This window comes from Clostridium beijerinckii HUN142, from assembly GCF_000621745.1.
Classification (GTDB): Bacteria; Bacillota; Clostridia; order Clostridiales; family Clostridiaceae; genus Clostridium; species Clostridium beijerinckii_A.
This window is the reverse complement of the sequence record NZ_KK211339.1, coordinates 22799-46229: the sequence shown is the minus strand read 5'-3', so window position 1 is coordinate 46229 and position 23431 is coordinate 22799. Positions and strand designations below refer to the sequence as shown.

General features: G+C 33.2%; 20 protein-coding genes. 1 reads left to right on the top strand and 19 read right to left on the bottom strand.

The annotated features are described in order from the left end of the window. The first annotated feature begins 170 nt into the window (after window positions 1-170). The gene (gene modA / locus T483_RS0126400) at window positions 171-980 is read left to right on the top strand and encodes a molybdate ABC transporter substrate-binding protein (protein ID WP_026889537.1); all 810 of its coding nucleotides are present in this window, start codon (window positions 171-173) and stop codon (window positions 978-980) included. Between the two features lie 55 nt (window positions 981-1035). Here the strand turns inward: modA and T483_RS0126395 are convergent, their stop codons facing one another. The 19 genes from T483_RS0126395 to T483_RS0126310 form a co-directional block, all read right to left on the bottom strand. Further along, on the bottom strand, window positions 1036-1467 hold the full coding sequence (locus tag T483_RS0126395) for an MOSC domain-containing protein (RefSeq protein ID WP_026889536.1): 432 nt from the start codon (window positions 1465-1467) through the stop codon (window positions 1036-1038). Then, window positions 1467-1946 carry a cyclic pyranopterin monophosphate synthase MoaC gene (gene moaC, locus T483_RS0126390; RefSeq protein ID WP_026889535.1) on the bottom strand — a complete coding sequence of 160 codons (480 nt, stop codon included), beginning with the start codon at window positions 1944-1946 and terminating at the stop codon, window positions 1467-1469. Before moaC ends, T483_RS0126395 begins: the two co-directional genes overlap by 1 nt. Window positions 1947-2025: 79 nt before the next feature. Then, window positions 2026-3000 (bottom strand): GTP 3',8-cyclase MoaA, encoded by a 975-nt coding sequence (gene moaA, locus T483_RS0126385; RefSeq protein ID WP_026889534.1) that lies wholly within the window; start codon window positions 2998-3000, stop codon window positions 2026-2028. A gap of 119 nt (window positions 3001-3119) precedes the next feature. After that, window positions 3120-4139: a molybdopterin-binding protein gene (locus T483_RS0126380; RefSeq protein WP_026889533.1), complete on the bottom strand. Its 1020-nt coding sequence runs from the start codon at window positions 4137-4139 to the stop codon at window positions 3120-3122. Between the two features lie 96 nt (window positions 4140-4235). Continuing rightward, window positions 4236-5165, bottom strand: coding sequence for an NTP transferase domain-containing protein (locus T483_RS0126375; protein ID WP_026889532.1), 930 nt, complete (start codon window positions 5163-5165; stop codon window positions 4236-4238). A gap of 575 nt (window positions 5166-5740) precedes the next feature. Further along, complete coding sequence (locus tag T483_RS0126370; RefSeq protein ID WP_026889531.1) at window positions 5741-6559, bottom strand: FAD binding domain-containing protein; 819 nt, start codon at window positions 6557-6559, stop codon at window positions 5741-5743. Next, the gene (locus tag T483_RS0126365) at window positions 6553-7020 is read right to left on the bottom strand and encodes a (2Fe-2S)-binding protein (RefSeq protein WP_026889530.1); all 468 of its coding nucleotides are present in this window, start codon (window positions 7018-7020) and stop codon (window positions 6553-6555) included. Before T483_RS0126365 ends, T483_RS0126370 begins: the two co-directional genes overlap by 7 nt. Then, window positions 7020-9134, bottom strand: coding sequence for a xanthine dehydrogenase family protein molybdopterin-binding subunit (locus T483_RS0126360; RefSeq protein WP_026889529.1), 2115 nt, complete (start codon window positions 9132-9134; stop codon window positions 7020-7022). The genes T483_RS0126365 and T483_RS0126360 overlap by 1 nt, the downstream gene beginning before the upstream one ends. Before the next feature lie 129 nt (window positions 9135-9263). Next, window positions 9264-9875: a nucleotidyltransferase family protein gene (locus T483_RS0126355; protein ID WP_026889528.1), complete on the bottom strand. Its 612-nt coding sequence runs from the start codon at window positions 9873-9875 to the stop codon at window positions 9264-9266. Between the two features lie 52 nt (window positions 9876-9927). Beyond that, on the bottom strand, window positions 9928-12495 hold the full coding sequence (gene xdh, locus T483_RS0126350; RefSeq protein ID WP_026889527.1) for a selenium-dependent xanthine dehydrogenase: 2568 nt from the start codon (window positions 12493-12495) through the stop codon (window positions 9928-9930). 427 nt (window positions 12496-12922) lie between these two features. After that, window positions 12923-14269, bottom strand: coding sequence for a nucleobase:cation symporter-2 family protein (locus T483_RS0126345; protein ID WP_017212888.1), 1347 nt, complete (start codon window positions 14267-14269; stop codon window positions 12923-12925). Between the two features lie 433 nt (window positions 14270-14702). After that, window positions 14703-15770, bottom strand: coding sequence for an XdhC family protein (locus T483_RS0126340; protein ID WP_026889526.1), 1068 nt, complete (start codon window positions 15768-15770; stop codon window positions 14703-14705). A gap of 80 nt (window positions 15771-15850) precedes the next feature. Beyond that, complete coding sequence (locus T483_RS0126335; protein ID WP_026889525.1) at window positions 15851-16228, bottom strand: RidA family protein; 378 nt, start codon at window positions 16226-16228, stop codon at window positions 15851-15853. Window positions 16229-16312: 84 nt separating this feature from the next. Then, window positions 16313-17641 (bottom strand): putative aminohydrolase SsnA, encoded by a 1329-nt coding sequence (ssnA, locus tag T483_RS0126330; protein ID WP_026889524.1) that lies wholly within the window; start codon window positions 17639-17641, stop codon window positions 16313-16315. A 370-nt stretch (window positions 17642-18011) separates the two neighbouring features. After that, on the bottom strand, window positions 18012-19214 hold the full coding sequence (gene dpaL / locus T483_RS0126325; RefSeq protein WP_026889523.1) for a diaminopropionate ammonia-lyase: 1203 nt from the start codon (window positions 19212-19214) through the stop codon (window positions 18012-18014). 46 nt (window positions 19215-19260) lie between these two features. Beyond that, a complete protein-coding gene (locus tag T483_RS0126320; protein WP_026889522.1) occupies window positions 19261-19872 on the bottom strand; it encodes a TetR/AcrR family transcriptional regulator in 612 nt (203 codons plus the stop codon). Between the two features lie 27 nt (window positions 19873-19899). Further along, window positions 19900-21606 (bottom strand): adenine deaminase, encoded by a 1707-nt coding sequence (gene ade / locus T483_RS0126315; RefSeq protein WP_026889521.1) that lies wholly within the window; start codon window positions 21604-21606, stop codon window positions 19900-19902. 28 nt (window positions 21607-21634) lie between these two features. Next, complete coding sequence (locus T483_RS31955; RefSeq protein ID WP_207641445.1) at window positions 21635-21895, bottom strand: hypothetical protein; 261 nt, start codon at window positions 21893-21895, stop codon at window positions 21635-21637. Window positions 21896-21998: 103 nt separating this feature from the next. Next, on the bottom strand, window positions 21999-23423 hold the full coding sequence (locus T483_RS0126310; RefSeq protein ID WP_026889520.1) for an NCS2 family permease: 1425 nt from the start codon (window positions 23421-23423) through the stop codon (window positions 21999-22001). Between the last annotated feature and the right edge of the window lie 8 nt (window positions 23424-23431).

Below are 23431 nucleotides of genomic sequence, written 5' to 3'. Positions count from 1 at the left end.
AATTCTAACATCTAGAAGTAAGAATTTCTAGCAATTAAGTTATTTATTTTAAAACATGCTATTGTATTATTTTTACATTGATGCTAAAATGATAAAAATAGTCCAAACGTGTTAAAACATATTCAAACATAACTAAATATAACTTAAACATCAACTAAGGGGGTTTATTTATGAAAAAGAAATTTACATTTTTTACTTTAATAACTTTACTATTATCCGTATTAATTATGGGATGTGGCGCTGAGAAAGAGTTATCATCTTCAGCAAAAGAAATTACTACTGCCGCAGAACCTTCAGTGGAACTAAATATTTCTGCTGCTGCTAGTTTAAAAGAGGCAATGGGCGATATAGAAACTGAATTCAAAAAAGTTAAGCCAAATGTAACCTTAACTGTAAATTTTGGTGCATCAGGGTCTCTTCAACAACAAATAGAACAAGGAGCTCCTTGCGATATATTTATTTCAGCTGGGCAAAGTCAAATGAAAGCATTGGAAAGCAAATCTTTATTACTTGAAGATACGCAAAAAGATTTAGTTAAAAATGATTTGGTTTTAGTTGGACCTAAAGACACTACTATCACTGGCCTTTCTGATTTAACAAGTGATAAGGTTAAAAAGATAGCAGTTGGAGAACCAAAAAGTGTACCAGCTGGACAATATGCTGATGAAACTTTCACAAAACTTGGTATAAAAGATACTGTAGCATCGAAACTTGTTTTTGCAAAAGATGTAAAAGAAGTACTTGCCTGGTCAGCTTCTGGGAATGCTGAAGTTGGATTTGTTTATAAAAGTGATGCTTTAAGCAGCAGTGATGTTAAGATTATTGAAACAATAGCTGATGACAAGCACTCACCTATAACATATCCTATAGGGGTAATTAAAGCTAGTAAAAATCCAGATGTTGCAAAAGCATTTGAAGATTTCTTATTCACTGATACTTGTAAAAATATCTTTGAAAAATATGGTTATGGAATAGCTTAATATAGTGAAAAAATAACAATTCAAAAATATCACTTGAATTGTTATTTTTCTTATTTTAAACTATTATAATATTATCTCCAGCTTTAATATACCCCTCATCTAGTACTTTAGTAAATATTCCTTCTCTAGGCATTACACAATCTCCTACCAATTTTCTAATTTCGCAGCCCAAATGACATTCCTTTCCTATCTGAGTAACTTCTAGCGTAACATCCCCAATTTTAAGCTTTGTTCCTATAGGAAGTTCATATAAAACTATTCCCTCAGTAGTAATGTTTTCAGCAAACTTTCCTGGAGTAAGTCCTTCGACTCCTGATGATTTCATTTTATCAATACTCTCAGTTCCAAGCAAACTTACCTGCCTATGCCACTCTCCTGCATGAGCATCCCCATCGAGACCATGATTAACTCTAAAAAAACCTTTTTCTATAGGATGTTTTATAACACCTTTTTTCTCACTTATATTCACTGCAATAACCTTACTCATCATAATCCCTTCCTTTCAAATATGCCTGATTTCCCTCCACTTTTTTTTACAAGCATAATATTGTTTATAACCATTTCTCTATCAATAGCCTTACACATATCATAAATAGTTAATGCTGCAGTGGATACTGCAGTAAGGGCCTCCATCTCAATGCCTGTCTTTCCTACAGTCTTCGTGGTTGCAGTTATTTCAATTTTATTGTTTTCAACGTCAATTCGAAAACTTATATCACAGCCCGATATCATTATAGGATGGCACATTGGTATTATTTGCGGCGTATTTTTAGCACCCATTATGCCTCCTACTTGTGCTACTGATAATACATCGCCTTTTGAAATTGTACCTTTTTTTATTCTTTCAATGGTTTCTCTTTTCATTGAAACTGTTCCAATTGCTACTGCTTCTCGTACAGTATCAAGTTTTTCAGATACATCAACCATTCTTGCTCTTCCTTCTTCATTTATATGAGTTAGTTCCATTTTTCTTATTCTCCTATCTTATACTTCCTAAGTTTTTACATTCTATTGATGCATACTGCTATAACTTTTCCAACAGTATTTATCCTCCTATTTGAACCATGTTTTTTAATTCTATATTTTCCGTGTCACTGCTATTAAAACCATGGTGACTTGGTTTATTATATATTGCATTTTCAATAACTCTCTTTAATTGTTCTTTACTTATTCCACTACGTAGAAGAGGCTTTAGTGCAACTCCTTTATCATAGTGAAGACATAATTTCAAATTTCCATCAGCCGCCAATCGAATACGATTACAAGTATCGCAAAATTCATTTGAAATTGCACTTATAAAGCCAATACTTCCTTTAAAATCTGATAAATTATAATACACAGCTGGTCCATTACCATGTTTAATTTTTGAGCGTTGAAGGATTCCAAACTTTTGTTCTATCTTCTCAAATATTTGTTCATTACAAACAGGTGAATAACTTTTTCCAAAACCAATAGGCATAAGTTCTATAAAACGCACATCGATTGGATTTTCCTTAGCAATTTTCAATATATCTATTAAATCATTACCATTTAACTGAGCTATTGGGACACAATTTATTTTTGTTTTCAACCCAAGCTCCACTGCTTTTTTCAATCCAAACTTCACTTTATCTAAGCAGTCTCTACGAGTAATTTTATTAAAGTTTGTACTATTTAATGTATCAAGACTGATATTTACACTATCAAGACCAGCTTCAGCTAAACTATCCGCCATGTCACCAAAAAGTACACCATTTGTGGTCATTGTTATCTCTTCAATGCCATCAATATCTTTGATTCTCCTAACTAAATTTACAATCCCCTTTCGTACTAAGGGTTCTCCTCCTGTAATTTTGATCTTGTGAATACCAAGTTGAGAAACAGTTTTAACTATTAACATAATCTCTTTAAAAGTAAGTATTTCGTCATGTTCTAAGTTTTCAATTCCACATTCCGGCATACAATATACACATCTAAGATTACATCTATCTGTAACAGAAATTCTAAGGTATTCAATATTTCTACCACTACTATCTACCATTTTATTCACCTCATATCAACCAAGTTTATCACAGATAATTTTTAAATACTTATCCAAGATATTGATCCATAAGAACACTTTCAGGGTGACCTTACAATATTTATTAACCTTTGTCAGTCTTATTTCCCAAAACCACAATTAGGGAATGTACAAATATCGCATGAAAGACACAATCCACCATGCCCAAGGTTTGCAATATCCTCTAAAGTTATTTTGTCATTTACCATAACTCTTGGAAGAACCAAATCAAAAATAGTACGCTTGGCATACATTACGCAGCCTGGAAGTCCAATAACTGGAAGTGTATCATTGTAATATGCTAGTAAAAACATTGCACCTGGAAGCACAGGAGCACCATATGAAACAATCTTTGCGCCCGTATTTTGAATTGCAGTTGGAGTTGTATCGTCAGGGTCTACACTCATTCCACCTGTACATATTATTAATTCTGCACCTTCTTTAATAAAATCCTTTATAGCTTCTGTAATTAATTTAGGGTCATCGCTCAAAATCTTCTGCCCTAAAACTTCAACATTATATTCTGCAAGCTTTTCTCTAATAACAGGCCCAAATGTATCTTTAATTCTTCCATAGAAAACCTCATTACCCGTAGTTACAATCCCTGCTTTTTTGTGGATAAATGGAAGAATCTCCATTAATGGTTTATCACCTGTCAATTTAACTGCCTCGTCCATTTTCTTTTGTTCAATTACAAGAGGAATAATACGTGTGCCTGCTAATTTATCACCTTTTTTTACAGGAAAATTACTGTGGCGTGTTGCAATCATCATTTCGCCAAGAGAATTTATTTTACGAAGCTTTTCAATATCAATTTTAAACAGACCATCTTCTGCCGCAATTAGTTCAATTTTGCCTTCCTTCACCTTAGTTGAACTCATATAGTCACTTTTACATATTTTACAGAGAATTTCCGCTGCTTCATTTTCATGAAGCATCCCCTCCTTTTTTTCCCATACATAAAGATTATCTTTACCTATTGATAATAAAACTGGAATATCTTCCTCAGTAACAATGTGTCCTTTTTTAAACGCAACATCTTTTTTTTCTCCTTTGATAATTTGTGTAATATCATGACAAATTACATTACCTACAGCTTCTGTAGTTTTAATCTTTTTCATCTTTGTTCCTCCATCATTATTAGGTAATTTTGTATAAGTATAACGAATTATAAATAGAATTTTTTTCAAAATTTTGTTAAATATCAAGTGAAACTTCTAAAATAACCTTTCAAATTCATTCTTTGCATACTGGTGTACATTCTGTTCAAATTGCTGATATTTTTCCAAAAATTCAGTACCTTCTTTTGTAAGATAAGTTTTCCCACCATTGCTCCCACCATGCTTTCTTTCAACTACTGCATAATCTAGTTCTTGTTCCAACTGATTTAACATACTCCATGCTTTACTATAAGATAATGCCATATGTTTGCATGCACTTCGTACAGAATGGGTATCCTGAATCAGAATTAGAAGCAATTTTGTTCTTGAATCAAAAAACAAGGATTCTTTTTCAATGCTGATTTTAACAAAGGGATGAAGTATATGTTTATTATGTTTTATTAAAAGTTGATCTAATTGGTCAATATAATCAGTATCATATAGAATACCTTCATCTTCTACATCTATCCATTGTCTTTTAACTCCAATATTTTCAATGGCTCCTCGTAATCCCATATTCCCATTATATTTTAGAATTTTAGGAATCAATTCAGACGATATCAAAAGGGGATGCCCAGATTTTCCGCGATATGCTGGTGAAAGTAATTTTTCATCATATTCTATCATCATTTGAAGCGTCTCTGGTGTAAACATAGGAATATTAACTGGAGTGAATAATACCTGGTCGCATTTATTCTGTAAAAAATCTAGTCCTATCTTTGCAGAATCGAACTTTCGCGAGTTTTCATATTGATCATTTCGCAAAAATACAACTCCATAATCAGCTAAATGATGTTCTATTTCTTCAGCTTTATATCCAGTAATCACTACAATTGGTGAAATTCCAGCTTTTTGAAAAGTTAAAACAATTCTTTTTACTACAGTAATTGAACCAATTTTCAATAATGGATTTAATCCATTTCTTTCTGATGTTTTTCCTGCGGCAACAATTATACCGCCTGTTGTTCTCTTCCCTTTACTCTTCATATCTATACCTCTTGCTCTGCTTAAGTAGTATTATCTTATTCTTCCACAAAACTCAAACAGGCTTGTACATATCATTCAAACTTTAACAAATTGATTAGTGTCTTATATTTTGGTTATTAGATTCCAATTTGATCTCGTAGACTAATTGGTTATATTTTACTTTTCATACAATATTATTCTACACGTTTTTATAAAATAATTAAACCCTAAAAATACATATTATGGATTATTATTATATCAGTTTAAAATATATCCCTATTTATCAACAATTTTAATAATGAGGCATATTCAAAAAATAACGAGTCCATCTGCTACGCCTATTTTCCATCATCCCGCGTCAGCAGATTGCCCTAATAGGCACGCTATGAGACCAATCTCCTTCCTTGCTTGATGAAAAATATTCATGACATTTTGGACTTGTTATTTTCTTTCATATGCCTAAAAAGCATTCAATCCTTTTGAGATTAAATGCTTATATTCTATTTGACTTTACCTTATATCTAGCCACTAAGATTCAGACGGGAATCAAATCCCGCCTAAATAAAATTTCATTTGATGCCCGAATTTTATATGAGTTAAATTCCATTACTTTCAAGAAAATCACGTAGTAAATTCATACACACAGTTTTTCTGTATTTTGCAGATACTCTACCCCTTATTGGAACAATTTCCTTTTCGTATGCTGCTAGATACTTATCCTTGAGAGCCTTAGCTTCTTCAACAGTCTTTCCTATAAGCATTGCATCAATATCTGGACGACTTATAACAACATCACTTACTGCGCCAAATGCTGTTCTACAGTTAAAAACCTTATCATCAACTATATTAATGATGCCAACGAAAGAAACCCTTGAAATTGCCAAAGCATTTCTTTCGCCAACCTTCTTGTAATAGTAATTATTTAAATTATTTTTATTCATTAGAATCTCAACAAGGAGTTCATCTTTCTCAATCGCAGTATTCTTTCTTCCAATGTAAAAGTCAGAAATAGGAATTACTCGTTCCCCTCTGTTGTTTGCAAGACGCAGTTTAGAGTCAGTGGCAAAAAAGATCAGTGCACTATCAGCCTTTGGAGAACCATTGCATATATTTCCACCAACAGTACCAATGTTTCTAATTGCTGGTGCTGCAATCTGTGAAACTGCTTCTTTCAGTACTGCTGGAATAAGTTTATTTTCAATAATATCAGTATAAGTACATGCTGCACCAATACGAATATATTCTTTATCTTCTACAATATTTTTCATTTCTGCTACTTTATCAAGGAATAAATATGTGGCATTTTCATCTGGTTTAATCATCAAATCAGTACCTCCAGCATAAGGCGTAACACTTTCCTTTACTAGGATGTCTAATGCTTCTTTTAAAGATGTTGGTTTATAACAATCTACCATAATCCTTTTCCCTCCTTTGCTGCAATGCCAATAGCCTTAACTATGGCATTATAACCAGTACATCTACAAAGATTTCCCGAAATGCCTTCGCGAATCTCTGCTTCTGTAGGATTTGGATTCTTATTAAGGATACATTCAGTTGCAAGGATCATGCCTGGAATACAAAAACCACACTGTACAGCACTGACTGATGCATATGCTTTATCAATAACTGCAAAACGTTCAGTTTCTCTATAACCTTCAATAGTGACAACAGTACTGCCTTCAATGCTACCCATAGCCACCATACAAGAATTAACTAACCTACCATCAAGAATTATAGAACAAGCTCCGCATTCACCTTCTTTACAACCGCACTTTACGCCAGTAATACGAAATTCATTTCTAAGTACATCTAGTAAACGCTCATTTGCTTTGGAATTTGATGCGACCTCTTTGCTATTAAGAATAAATTTTATCATTATTTATGCACCTCCTGTAAAACGATCATTGTATCTTCTGTTGTGAATGGAACCTTATTTAGATTTCCACCAATGGCATTTTCCATAGCTTCAACATAAGCTGGGGCTGCACCTACGAGAGGTAACTCACCTGCACCCTTTGCTCCATATGGACCATGTGTATATGGATTATTGATGATTTCAGTAACTAGATTTGGTACATCTACTGCTGTAGGAATAATGTAATCACTAAAACTATTATTTCGAATCACACCTTTATCGTTGTAATCCATCTGTTCCATAGATGCATATCCAATCCCTTGAAGGAATCCGCCCTGCATCTGTCCTTGTATAATATTCATATCAATAGGAACACCAACATCAAAGCTTCCCCATGCTCCAAGTATCTTTGTAGTGGCAGTAAGTGTATCTACTTCCACTTCAATAGCATTTACTCCCCAAGAATAGGTTGGATATGCATCTCCCTTAAATTCATCAAGACTGAATGGAATTACAAAATCAGGTTCAACGAAATGTTCTTCTATAACCTGAACTTCTCCTGCTTTCCATTCTTTCTTAAGTCTCTCTGCTGCACGCCTTAGTAATTCTCCAACTGTCATAAGCGAACGACTTGCAACAGTTGGGCCTGAATCAGGGACAAGATCTGTGTCTGGATTATTGATAAATACTTGTTCGTAGGAAATACCAAGAGTATCCGCAACAATTTTAGAGAAAGTTGTTTTAAGACCTTGACCTATATCTGAATTACTTGCAAGAATATCTACAGTATCATCTGAATTTTTCCTTATTTTAGCAACTGCCTTAATAAAATCACGTTCTCCACTGCCAGTAAAACCGCATCCATGGAAAAATAAAGACATTCCAATACCTTTACGATATCTGCCATTTTGAATCTTGTACTGGTCTCGTTTTGCACGGTAATCGCAAAGTTTATCAATCTGTTCAATCATTTCAGGTAGAGGTACATGGAAATGATATTTGCCACTAGTAGACGTAGAATCACCTTGTTTAACAATATATTCTTCCTTAAGCTTAAGGGAATCAGCACCCATTTCTTTTGCAATATGATCCATAATCATTTCTACTGCAAAGAACGTCTGTGGTGCACCAAATCCACGATATGCGCCACAAGGTACAGTATTGGTCTTAACAGCACGTCCCACAACGCGGAGATTATCTACACGGTATACGCCGTTTGCACAAATTAAGCCACGCTGTAAAACAACTGGAGAAAGTGTAGTGTATGCACCACTATTAAATAAAACATCAATGTCCATGCCCGTAATCTTTCCATTCTTAATAGCTACCTTATAGGTAGATATAGATGGATGACGTTTTGAAGTAAACTCCATGTCTTCTCTTCTATCAAATATAACCTTAACAGGTCTATTGGTCTTTTTAGCAGCAACTGCAACCTGGCAGGCAAGTATTGAAGGAAATGCTTCTTTTCCTCCAAATCCTCCACCAGTAACATCTTGAATTATTTGTATATCCTTTGCTTCATAACCCAATGCTTTTGAAACTGCTCCATAAACATAATATGGACATTGCATAGAACCTCGTACAGTCATTCTTCCATCATGTGGATAGGCAATCATCCCCTGAGTTTCAAGGTAAGCTTGTTCTTGATATCCAGTCTGAAATGTTTCTATGAAAACACGATCAGCTTCTTTTAACGTCTTATCTATATCCCCTTTTGCATAGTTGTAATGGAAAAAAACTGTATCAGACTTACGCATATCCAAAATAGGAACTTCTTCTTCGTATCCTACAATAATCTCATTTAAAATTTTTTCAACTTCTTTAATCTCAGGTCCAACAACCATTAAAATCGGTTCTCCAACATACTCTACAGTATCTTCAGCATAAACCGGAGTATCATCCTCAACAATATGGACACGGTTTACACCTGTTACATCTTTCTTATCAACAACAAAATAACCTTCCGGTAATTTAGGAATCGAAATATTGGTGATTCGTGCTTTTGCCTTTGCTGAATGCAGTAGTTTACCATAAAGCATACCATCCATCACACGATCATCCACGAAAAGAGCACTACCCCTTATTTTAGATTCATGATCCTTTTTCTTTACAGATTCACTTATTTTTTCCATGCATAGCGCCTCCCATATATCTACTAATTATTTTTTGCAAAATTTCAAATTCTTTAACTTTATGTTATCTTACAAAAATATTTGCAATGTATTTCCTTACTTAAAATCCAATTTTAATATATTAAAATCTCAATTCTTTTCATCCATATAATGTACCAACCTATTGTAATCTTCCTTTGTATCTGCATCTATCGTACACCCAAAATCCTCAACAGGAACTGTTACTATTTGGTCTTCAAGCTGATTCCATAATTCTCTAAGACCCCCATCTCCATGAAAATTAATAATAAAATCTATGCATTTCCAAGAAATCAAAGGTGGATGTTTTCGTTGTCCATTAATAGTAGGAAAAGCCACCATAGCACCTGTTCTGCTTATTAAATCTTTCACCATAAGGAAAGTTTTTGTTTCAATTGCTGGCATATCTCCCGGAAGAAGATAAAAGGCATCACAGTTATCCAATGCTAATACTCCAAGCTTAACAGATGCAAGCATATCCGTTTCAGCATATTTTTCATTGTATATAAATGTTAATTGTGAGCAATCATATTTATTACGTAGTAAAGTCTCAACTTCTTCAGCATTAAATCCCAAAACTATAATAATCTGATTCACTCCAGCATTAAGCATACTATCAATACTGTATTCAATTATAGTTTTTTCTTTCAATTTCAGGAGTGGTTTAAATGCCTTCATACGGCTAGATAAACCAGCAGCCACTATAATGCCATTAGTTTTCATCTAAGAATCTTCCTTTCTTAACAGCAAAAGAATAAATGCTTCATCTTATATATTATTTATTCTTTTGTTTTTTATAAAATGTATCTTTTAGTGGCAACTGAGCGCGGAATTTTCCGTCTAATCTGTAATAAGCAAGAGAACAAGCTGGAGCTGTTGGAATCAAGCATAATTCTCCGCAACCTTTGGCACCATAAGTCTCTGGAATTTTATTTTTGCTCTGTACAAGAATAACTTCAAGCTCAGGAGCCTCAGTCGCTCTCATAAGTCCTAGTGTGCCTAGTTTTGTTTTAGGATAACTTCCTTCAATTTTAAATTCTTCTGTCAAAGCATAACCTAATCCCATAACCATACCCCCTTCAATCTGCCCTTCAACAGATTGAATATTAACAGGTGTTCCAACATCATATGCTGCAACTACTTTTTCAACTTTTCCTTCTTCATTTAAAATAACAACTTGAGCTCCATAACTATAGCTTACATGACTAATCGGATTTTCTTTTATAGATCCCATCGGATCTGTCTTTGCAGAATACTCTCCATAAAATTCTCTGCCTTCTAAATCATCAAGCCCTAAGCCTTTATCTAATCCTACTTTCAATTTTTCAGATGCTCGTCTTACAGCTTCTCCAGTTACTACAGTTTGTCTAGAAGCTGTACTAGTTCCTGAGTTAGGTGTACGAATAGTATCTGGTCTTTCGTGTATAATAAGAACCGGATCTAACCCAGTTGTCTCACATAATACAGTAGTGCACATTGTTGCAATCCCTTGCCCCATGCATGCTGCAGAAGTTCGAATATGAACTTTTCCATCTTCAATTGATAAAATACAACGCCCAATGTCTTTATTTCCTACACCAGTTCCGCTATTTTTGAATCCAATAGCAATACCTGCATATGGATTTGATTCATATACATCCTTAACAGCTTCCAAACACTCTGCCATAGCAACACTTTCATCTGCTATCTGACCATTTGTCAGAACCTCCCCAGGACGAATTGCATTACGATAACGAATTTCCCATGGTGAAATTCCAACCATTTCAGCAAGTAAATTAATGTTATTTTCAGTAGCAAAGCAACTTTGTATTACACCAAAGCCTCTAAATGCGCCTGATACAACATTGTTTGTGTAAACTGACATTCCCAAGATATCAATATTCTGATAATTATATGGTCCAGGTGCGTGAGTACATGCTCTTTGTAATACAGGCCCACCAAGAGATGCATACGCACCTGTATCGGCAATAATAACACCTTTCATAGCTGTCAAATAACCATTTTCATCGCAAGCTGTTGTAAACTCCATTTCCATTGGATGACGTTTAGTATGATAATCCAGACTTTCCTGTCTCGAGAATTTTACTTTACATGGTTTTTTCGTATACCATGCCATTAGCGCTGCATGATGCTGAACGCTCATATCTTCTTTGCCGCCAAATCCGCCTCCAACAAGTTGTGCATGACAATGTATCTTTTCTATTGGAATTTTAAGCATATTTGAAATCTCACGTTGCTCATCATAAACAGATTGCGAACCAGAATAAAGTAAAATACCATCATCCCCTTCAGGCATAGCAATTGCACATTCTGGTTCCATAAATCCATGTTCCTGAAATGGTGTCTTATATTTTCTTGTTACAACATATTTAGAATTTTTAATTGCTTCATTAGCATTACCCCGTTTTAGAATATCACGGCTCATAATATTTCCATCAGAATGGATTAGAGGTGCATCTGCCTTTAAAGCATCCGTCGGACAAGTAATGGGTTCCAATTCAGTATAACCAATTTCAACTAATTGACATACTTCATCAAGTTTGTCTTTATGGTAAGTTGCTACTAATGCCAATGCATCACCTACATATCTAGTTGTATCTCCTTCAGCAATCATTACATCCCAATCCTGCTTTATATGTCCAATTTTATTGTTTGGAACATCTTTTGCAAGTAAGACTTTTGCGCAGTCAGGATGTGCCTCTGCTTTCTTTATATCAATTTTATTTATAATAGCTCTTGGATATTTTGTACGTACTGCTTTTACATATAACATTCCAGGTATTTCAATATCATCTACGAAAATACCTGTCCCATTTATTTTTTCAGCTGCATCAACACGTTTAAATTTCTGTGCCATTTTCAATTCAGTAGGAGCAGTTGGGATTTTAAGATTGTCCCTAAAATATTCTGCCGCCATTAATATAGCTTCTTCAATTTTCTTATAGCCTGTACATCTACAAAGGTTTCCATTAATTGCTTTTTTCACATCTATTCTTGTTGGTTTAAGATTAATATCTAATAAGGATTTTGCGGAGATTACCATTCCAGGAATACAAAAGCCACATTGAACTGCGCCTGCTTCTGCAAAACAATGTTCATAAACTTCCTTTTCTCTAGAGCTTAATCCTTCAACAGTTAAAATCTTTTTTCCTTCAAATTTTGATATCTTTTGGAGGCAAGCCTTTACTTTTTTCCCATCTACTAAAACGGTACATGCTCCACACGCCCCTTCGCTGCAACCATCTTTTACAGAAGTGATTCTCAAATCATCTCTTAAAAAAGACATTAAAGATTTATCAATTTCAGATACTTCATCTTTACCATTTATATTTAATCTAAACATAAATAACCTCCCATTTCATATCTTTTAACAGTATTTACTATAAATAGTATAAATCTGTAAATAATTTCTAGCAAATTATTTCTCAAAAGAACTTGCTAAATATAGCTTCTAACATTTTAATTTATAGATAAACAACTTAAGAATTAGACTTATTAGATGAACATATTTACAAATTTGCTAAAACTTTAAGTTCATATCTTTACTAGAAATCAAGTACATTTTTGTGGAGCAGGCATTTGAAAATAAGCTGCTAAAAAGTACTTAATGGAAGCTTGCATACATTATAGCTTTTCACAATGAAATTGGGAGCAAGCTAATGTTGGTGTAAGCTTCCATTTAAATTTTCATAGTCCTGAGAAACAAAAATATATTTGATTTTGGTAAGCTATCAAATAACTCTAAGTTTTATGCTAGATATTTGTAAAATTCATTCTGAAACCGAATTTTGCTTTATATTGCTTTCAATATTCCTATTACCATGGTTCAAAAATGCATTTAGAATTACGGCAGTTACTGATGCCGAAACTATACCACTACTAAAAATGGACTTGAAAAATGTTGGTGTTTGGTCAAGTAACGTAGGTACAGCAGTAATTCCAAGTCCTATACCAATAGAGCAAGCAACTATCATCATATTTGCATTATTATTAAAATCTACACTTTGAAGCATTTGAAAACCTGCGACTGCAACCATTGCAAACATTATTGTTGTAGCTCCGCCTATAACAGGCTGAGGAATAATAGTAGCTAAGGCTGCAAATTTAGGAATCAATCCTAGTGAAATAAGAATGATTCCAGATGCTATAACAACAAAACGGCTTTTTACTTTACTTAAAGCTAAAAGTCCTAGGTTCTGATTAAATGTTGTATATGGGAATGAATTAAATATACCTCCTAAAAATGTTGAAATTGCTTCTGCTCTAAGTCCACGTACAATATCTTTTTCAGTGATAACCTTTTCACAGACTTTGCCAATTCCAAGAAATGTACCTGTTGATTCAATCATTACTGTTAACATAACGAATGTCATCATAATTATTGAACCAATATCAAATTGAGGTAATCCAAAATTAAAAGGATGAACAATACTTATCCATTTTGCATTTGTTACTACTGAAAAATCTACTTTTCCCATAAATGCAGCAACTATTGTTCCTAAAATAATACCATTTAAAACAGAAATTGCTTGAAAAAATCCCCTTAGAAATTTATTAGATATTAAAACAATGATCATTACAAATGATCCTAGTATAAGGTTGTCTACACTTCCAAAATCTTTAGCTCCTGAACCGCCACCAATACTAGTGACCCCTACATTTACTAAAGAAAGACCTATCATTGTAACTACTGTCCCTGTTACAACAGTAGGGAAAAACTTTAATATCTTTCCATACAATGGCGCCACTAATACAACAATAATTGCGGCTACTATTATAGAACCATACGCTGTTTGCATTCCTAAACTTTTACCAATAATAATTAGTGGACCAACTGCAGCAAATGTACAACCTAAAATTGCTGGCAGCTTAATACCAACATATGGACCTATCCCAATTGCCTGTATTAAAGTTGCAATACCACAAGTAAATAAATCTGCAGCCACCAAAAATGCTAATTGCTCAGGTGTTAGACCTACAGCACCGCCAATTATTAATGGTACTGCAACTGCACCTGCATACATTGCTAGTACATGTTGTAATCCTAAAATAGCAAGCTGACTTACTGGTAGCATTTCATTTACTTTGTCATCTTTTTTAATATTATTTTGTGACATAATAAACCTCCTCAATAAAATTTAGTAATAATTAATGTTATGGAATTAATTCTTCCTAAGGCACAGTCAAAAAAATAACAATTCCATTTGCTAGCCTATTTTCCATCAGAGGAAGCTCGACTCGCATAAGCTCCCTGAGTACTCACAGAGTAAGCGACCATCATCAAATCGTAGATTTGGGATGTCTGCTTAAGCGGATTTACACAAAATCATAGATTGCACTGTGTGAAAGTTCGAAGAACGAAATATAAAATGCCCACAGGGAAAGTTCGAGAAACCAAATATAAAATTTGGACTCTCACTCTTTGATTCTCACTTTTGGTTCACTGCTTATCACCAAATTGACCTAATAAGCCTGCCATGGGGGCAATTTGCCTCCTTGCCTGATGAAAAATAATCATAGCATTTGGACTTGTTATTTATTTTCATGTGCTTAAATTACTTCAATTAGCACTTCCATAGTTCCACCACATGCCATACCTTCAGATTCAACCACATCACCGGTCATGTCAACTTGCTCTATATAAAAACCTTTTTCTCGCATAATTTCTCTTGCCTTTTGCAATACACCAGATTCACTGCATCCTCCGCCTATACTTCCGATAGTTCTGCCATCAGGATAAGCCAACATTTTAGCTCCTGCTTTTCTCGGAACTGATCCTTTAGAAGACAGTATAGTTATAAGTGCTTTAGGTTCTGATGATTTTTTAGATATATTTTCTAATATTTCTGCATCAAACTCTGGAATGGCGAAATTTTTACCAAACTTACTCATAGAACCCTTATTTTTAAAGCTTATAAGCTGTGCTACTATAGAAATAGCTATTTCATCTGGAGTGATAGCATATATATCTATACCTATTGGAGCATTAACCAATTCAAGCTTTTCTTTAGAAAAGCCCTCCTCTAATAGCTCGCTTCTCATAGCATTTACTCTGCGCCTTGAGCCTATCATTCCAACATAACTAAGGTCATGATTTAAGACTTTACGCAAAACAACTCCATCATATCTATGCCCTCTTGTTATAATAACTACATAATCGGACTTCTTTAAGTTAATTAAATCAAAGGATTTCTCGAAACTTTCACAAATAACTTTTTCTGCTTCAGGAAATCGCACTGTATTAGCAAAGGAAGGTCTATCATCTATAACAGTAATAGAGAAACCTGCTCTTGATGCAAATTCTGATAAAGGTTTTGCTATGTGACCGCCACCAAAAACAATTAAACGTGGTTTAGGGATGAATGGTTCAATTAAAATAGTCTCATTTTCTTCTATATTAAAAGATTCAAGTTTCCCACTTTCTAAACAACTACATATTTTTTCGTAAATATAGTCATTAAGTGAAAGAGACTTTTTTTCTATATCTTCCTTTGTTAAAATAACTTTTCTGACAATGGAACCTTGTCTTGCACTATGCAAATCAAGATAAGTTAACATTACGCACTGATTACGGTTGTTAACTTCAATTAATATTTGCTTGTATATGTCTTCAAACATTTTTTCACCTTCCACCGTAAATATTCTCCTAATAATATTCTCACCATTCTCTTATCACTTTTTATAAATCTATCGTAATATTATTCCATTGTTGCAATGACTTCTATTTCAATAACTGCGTCCATTGGTAATTTAGCAATTTGAACGCAACTTCTTGCTGGTGGATTTTCTTTGAAATATGTTCCATAAACTTCATTTACTGCTACAAAATCATTTAAATCTTTTACAAATACAGTTGTTTTAAATACTTTATCCATACTTGTTCCTGCTTCTTCTAATATGGCTTTACAATTTTCTAAACTTTGTTTAGTCGCTGTTTTTATTTCAGTTTCTAAAACTTTTGTTTCCGGATTTAATGGTAGTTGACCTGAAGTATATACTAATCCTTGAACTACCACTCCTTGGGAGTATGGTCCTATTGCTGCTGGTGCCTTTTGAGTATTAATTATTTTTTTCATTTTTAATTCTCCTAATCTTGTTATATTTTATTTTTTATTACACTTACTTTTAACAAAGATGTTCATTCCCAAAATATTTTTTGATTAAATTCTATCCCATAGCTTTTGACTTACTTTTCTAGCTTCATTTAATATTTCATCTTCATTAACACTAAGAAGCTTACCATTGCTAACTAAAACATTTCCATTTACTATAGTTGTATCCACAGATTTTCCCATCATTCCAAATAAGATATGTGAATTGTAATTACTTTCATTCATTGGCGTTAATGGATTGTAATCTACTATTATCACATCTCCATTAGCTCCTCTTTCAATAATCCCAAATTTTCCTGCAAAATGCCTTTCTGCAATGCTTCTATTATTTTCAAATAGCATTAAAGGTACTTCACCCCAAGCTACTGATGGATCTTTTAAATTGTGCTTATGAATTATATTTGCGACCTTCATAGATTCAAACATATCTTGAGTATAACCATCTGTTCCAAGTCCCACAGTTACACCTTTCTTTATAAGGTTAAGTGCTGGTGATACACCTACTGCATTGCCCATATTTGATTCAGGATTATGCACTACAGACGTATTTGTATTTAAAAGTAATTCTTGCTCATTTTCATTTGCATGTACACAATGTACTGCAATTGTTTTTTCTCCTAATATATTAAAATCATTTAGTCTCTCTACTATTCTCTTGCTATGCTTTTCCACACATTGTTCTTCATCTGCCAATCCTTCAGCTACATGAATATGATATCCGCAATTTAACTTTTCAGCTTCCTTTACACATTTTTTTAAGGATTCATCAGATAAGGTAAAGCTTGCGTGCATTCCAAACATTGCAGACTTCATATTATCATGCTTTTCATTGCAATAATTTATATAATCTACATTTTCTTTAATTCCCTTTTCTAAAATTTCTTCTCCATCTCTATCAGATACTTCGTAACAAAGCGAAGTTCTTATCCCAAGTTCTTCTGCTACATTTCCAATTGTAAAAAGGCTGTCTTTAACAGCATTTGGACTTGCATGATGATCAAAAAATGTTGTTACTCCAAACTTTAAACTATCCATTAATGTTGTGTAAGCACTATACTTTATATCTTCTAGAGATAAAGTTTTATCTAATCTCCACCATAAATTATTTAATATATCTAAGAAGTTTTTAGATGTTGGACCATCTAAATTCATACCTCTTGCAAAGGCGCTATATATATGTCCGTGAGTATTTATAAGACCTGGCATAATAACTTTTCCTTTTGCATCTATATATTCTGCCTCATTATATTTATCTAAGATATCACCAGTGTTTCCATAATCAATTATCTTACCATCATTTATAACTAACGCACCATTTTCAAAAAATGGATTTTCCTTGTTTTGAGTTATTAGTCTTCCATTACCTACAATTTTCATAAAAACTCCTCCATACCTTTTTATACCAGCTTTCGCCTTTTTAAATTTTGAACTTCTACTTGGTTATTTATCTGATGTCTAGTCGCTGTAACATTCCCACGCACTTTGTGAAAGCGACTATGCCAAATTGCAAATTTAGCATATCTGCTTTTCTATAAGTGGGAGATAAGTGAGCGTCCAAAAGTGATGCTCCAAATCTTGTATTTGGTCAGCAGAACTTTCTCTGTGAGCATCTTGTATTTGGTTACTCGAACTTATGCAAATCACATTAGTGATTGTATAACAGCGGCACGACCCTAGACGAAGTACCCCTTGAGGGTATAAGTTCAACTAAGATTCACTTGATAAAACATTCATTGTGACCTAATTATTAATATTTACCATCCCAAACTATTTCTCTATATTTCTCTGGATCTGTATCTCCTTCTGTACTAAATAAAAGCACTTTAGAATTTTCATCTAACTCTAAAGCTTCTTTTAAATCTTTATATTCATCATTAGTCATAATTTCATATAAAGCACCAGTCGTTACTGCTCCTGATTCACCTGAAATTACACCTGTATCTCCCTTTAATGGATTTCCAAGAATCCTCATTCCTTTAGCAGCTACCCAATCAGGGCATGAAATAAATGCCTTTGAATAATTCTTTAATATGGTAAAACCAATTGTGTTAACTTCTCCACAAGCAAGTCCAGCCATAATTGTTTGCATATCTCCACCAACTGATCTTGCTTCCCCATCATTTGCTATTGCTGATTTATAGTAACAATCAGCAAGATTTGATTCTACTACTACAGTCTTTGGGCAGTCGTCTCCATATTGCGAAGCAAAGAAACCTTGAACAGCTCCTGCGAGTGATCCAACACCAGCTTGTACGAAAATGTGAGTAGGCTTTAAAACATTAAGTGCTTTTAATTGTTCACTTGCTTCTAAAGCCATTGTTCCATACCCTTGCATTATCCATGCAGGTATTTTCTCATAGCCTTTCCATGCAGTATCTTGAATAATTACGCCATTATGTTCTTCTGCATATTTATTTGCAAGTCTTACGGCATCATCATAGTTTAGTTCTGTAATACTAGCTTCTGCGCCTTCTGCCTTTATGTTATTCAATCTTTTAATTGAGGAACCCTTTGGCATGAAAACTACTGATTTTTGTTTCAATCTATTAGCTGTCCATGCAACTCCTCTTCCATGATTACCATCTGTTGCTGTTACAAAAGTTATATCTCCAAGCTTATCTTTAACTTCCTTACAAGTCATTTTTTCATATGGTAAATCGTCTATATCCTCACCCAACTTTTCTGATAAATATTTCCCCATTGCAAATGATCCGCCTAACACTTTAAATGCATTTAATCCAAATCTATAAGATTCATCCTTTAAATATATTCCTCCCAATCCAATCTTTTCAGCTAACTCTTTTAAATCTATTAATGGTGTTTCATCATATTCTAAAAAACTTTCATGAAATTTCTTTGCCTTTGATACTTGTTCTTTATTAAGAAATTTTACACTTTCTTCTTTATCAATTTTAGGCAAGGTATTTTCTTTCCATAATATTTTTTCCATTATAATTCCTCCTATTAAATTAATTCTTATCTTACTAAAAATTTAATTACTTTATACTAGGGCAAATTGGCTTGTTATTTTTTTGAATTTGTCCAAATATCACTTCTTCTGCTAAATCAAAATATTGATCTAGATCAAATTTCCCCTCATCAATTAAGTATTGCAGTGAAGCACCTAGCATTAAAGATACTGCTAAGTACGGTAACATGTCTAAATGATTCGTATCTTTATCTTCGATTTGATCATCTTTATATAAAACTTCACGAATACTACCACGCCAAATTTCAAATGTATTCTTAAATTTTAGTTTTATCTCTTCATTTACTGTTCCTTGCACCCAGTAATCTATTTGGGTATAATCAAATTCCTTTTTGTTGAGAATATCATTCTTTTTTTGATCAAAAAAACCTTTGATGTTTTCAACTACACTTTTATCTTCTAAGTTAATATAATTCTTTCGATCATTAGAAAATTCTTCTTGCATTTTATCTAAAAGAGAAATCAATATATCATTTTTAGATGAGAAATGGTAATGTAAATTTGCTTGACTCATATGCGCTTCATTGGCAATCATATGCATACGAGTGCCACTAATTTTCTCTTTTGAAACTACTTTCATTGTAGCCTTTAGTATTTTTTCTTTAACGTCATCAGACATAATTAATCCCATCTTTCTTGTAACATTTTAAATAGCAAATAAATCTATAAATCTAAAACTACTAAAGTCAAATAGGCCTCTTGCAGTTATTTTGAAATATGGTATTACTGGCAATGCCATAAAAGCCAATGTTAAAAATGGATCTATTTCCTTTTTAATTCCATGCTTTCTTGCTAGCAAACTTAAATTCCTAATCTTATCAATCACAATTTCCGGACGTTCACCTGTCATAAGTCCACCTATTGGTAACCTTAAAAAATTCAGCAACTTACCATTTGATACAATGACAATACCTCCATCTTTATTAATAATACTATTTACAGCAATCTCCATATCTTTATCATTATCACCTACCACGATGATATTATGTGAGTCATGAGCTATTGTTTGTGCGATTGAGGCTCCTTTTAGTCCTAAACCTTCAATAAATCCTACACAGTGTTTTCCGCTATTTTTATGTCTTTCTATCACTGCTATTTTATTAATAACTTCCCCTTCTTCTTCAACCTTTTTTATTAATCCATTTTCAATACTAATTTTTCTTTTCTCTTTCGTAGTTTCTAAAGAACCAGGTTTCACCTTTATGACATTAACTTTCTCACCAATTGCCTTAATATGAAATAAATCATCTTTTATAAAATCAAGCTGTACAGATTTTTTATTTATAACTTTTGAATATGTTTCTTTGTTAGAATATATTTTCCCATTTTTAATTACATCTTTTATCTTTAATTTCTTTATATCTTCAAATATCACAAGATCAGCTTTAAATCCTGGTGCAATCGCTCCTCTATCTCTTAAATTATAGCAATTTGCTGTATTGAAAGAAGCTATTGTATATGCTTTTATTGGCTCAAGACCTTCCCTGATTGCAATTCTTATACAGTTGTCAATACTTCCATCTTTCATAATATCTTCAATATGTCTATCATCGGTGCAAAATAAAAATCTATGATAATTTTTACTATTTACGGCTGGCAAAAGATCCATGAGATTTCTTGCAGCTGATCCCTCCCTAAGCATCACATACATACCAAGTCTTAGTTTCTCCAAAGCCTCATCTACATTTGAGCATTCATGATCTGTACTAATTCCTGAGCATAAATATGCATTAAGCTCCGCAGTACTAACTTTAGGACAATGTCCATCAATGTTTTTATGATGTTTACATACCATTATAATTTTTTGCAGCATACTTTCATTACATGAGATAACTGCATTAACATCCATTACTTCTCCAAGGCCTAGTATTTTGGGATTATCCATAAATCTATTTAAATCATCAGCTTTAAGAACTGCACCATTATCCTCAAACTCCAATGCTGGAACACACGAAGGAAGCATGAAAAAAGTGTCTATAGCTCCTTTTGTACTGTTTTGAAGCATAAATTCTATCCCCTCTTCGCCTAAAACATTTGCAATTTCATGAGGATCTGCAATAATACTTGTGACACCTCTTTTAATAACTAAATTAGAGAAAATTTCTGGTGTAACCATAGAGGATTCAATATGCACATGTGCATCTATAAAGCCTGGAGCAACAAACAATCCACTACAATCAATTTCACAAATGCCATCATAATTACCAATACCTATAATCGTATCATTGTTTATTGCAATATCGTTTATTTCAATTTTTTGAGTAAATACATTTATTATTGAAGCATTTTTTAATACAAGATCTGCATTTTTCTTTGCCATAGCAGTATTAATATTATTTTTGATTTTCTCCATTTATTAATTCCCCCATTATATAATCCAGTTATATTATTATGTAGAAATTTATATTTATCCAATTGATTTTCCTTTTATCCGATATCTGGCATCCGTAAACTCTCCCAGTAGTTAATATTTCAAACTTACAGATACTTGTTCTATCTTTAATAGAAAATATCATATTGGCTGAACTAGGTGATATAGCTTGTTTTAGGCACATGAAAATAAATAACAAATCCAAAGTTGCCATGATTATTTTTTGAATGTGACTTATTAAATCTAAACACCTAGTTACCTTATTTGGCATAGACATTTTAACTTATCTCGCAAGTTTTGTGATTACTAATGTTTTACTCATAATATACTTCCTAATAATCATTAACTGGTATATAAGTTACTATTCCATGGTTTTATTCAAAGGGAAGTAAAATATATCTAAGAATGAATAATACTGCAAGTATATACACTATTGGATGGATTTCTTTTTGTCTGCCTGTAGCTATTTTTGTTATTGGATAAAAAATCATAGCAGCTGCAATTCCATTAGCTATACTATAAGAAAAAGCCATTAACGATATAGCAAAAAATGCTGGAACGGCTTCTGTAAAATCGCTGAAATCTATATTAACAATTGCTGACATCATCAAAACACCCACTATTACAAGAGCTGGAGCTGTTGCTTGTCCAGGAACTATACCAACAAGGCCTGAGAAAAATAATGATAAAATAAATAATATTCCCACTACTGTCGAAGTAAGTCCAGTTCTTCCTCCTTCTGAAACACCAGCTGTAGATTCAATATATGTTGAAATAGTACTTGTACCTAAAACTGAACCTGCAGTCGTTGCTACTGCATCACAAATCAATGCTTTTTTCATTCTTAAAACCTTACCGTTTTCGTCAACCATTCCTGCTTTTGTAGCTGTACCTACAAGAGTTCCGATAGTATCAAAAAGATCAACTAAACAAATAGTTATAACAACCATTATAACGCTAAGAAATGCGCCTCCTATTGATGTGCCGCCTTTTGAAAAAAGTCCTGCAAAATCAAATGCTGCAAACGTAGGAGCAAGTGATGGTGGTGCACTGAAAACATGTAAATTTTCAAGTGATGTGATTTTGAATGGAATTCCCATTATTGTAGTTGAAATTATTCCAATTAAAATTGAACCCTTAATCCCCCTGGCCATTAGAACAGCAGTTATTATGATTCCTATTATAGTAAGAAGTGTTCCTGGATTTGCAAAGTTTCCGAATCCAACTAGTGTTGCTGGATTTGACACTACTACACCACCAGATTTCAATCCAATAAGAGCTATATAGAGTCCAATACCTCCAGAAATTGCATATTTTAGATTTTGAGGTATTGCATCAACTATCTTTTCTCGTATGGATGTTACTGTAATAAGTATAAATAATACACCTGACATGAATACGCATGATAAAGCCTGATGCCATGTAAAACCTAAGGTTAGACATACAGTATACGTAAAAAATGCATTAAGACCCATACCAGGAGCCTGAGCAAAAGGAAGATTTGCATACAGCCCCATTATTAATGTGCCAATGGCAGCTGCGAGACAAGTAGCTACGAAAACTGATGATACTATTGGATCAGAGCCTACACTAAACTGTGCTGCTGCATCTCCTACTGCATTTGCAGAATTCATACCAGCTATTTTTAATATATTAGGATTAACAAATATAATGTATGCCATTGTAACAAAAGTAGTAATTCCAGCAAGTATTTCTGTCTTTACATTTGAGTTATTTTCTTCCAAGTGAAAATAACTCTCCAAAAATGATGGTTTTTGTTTGGTTACATCTTTTTTCATGAAATGTC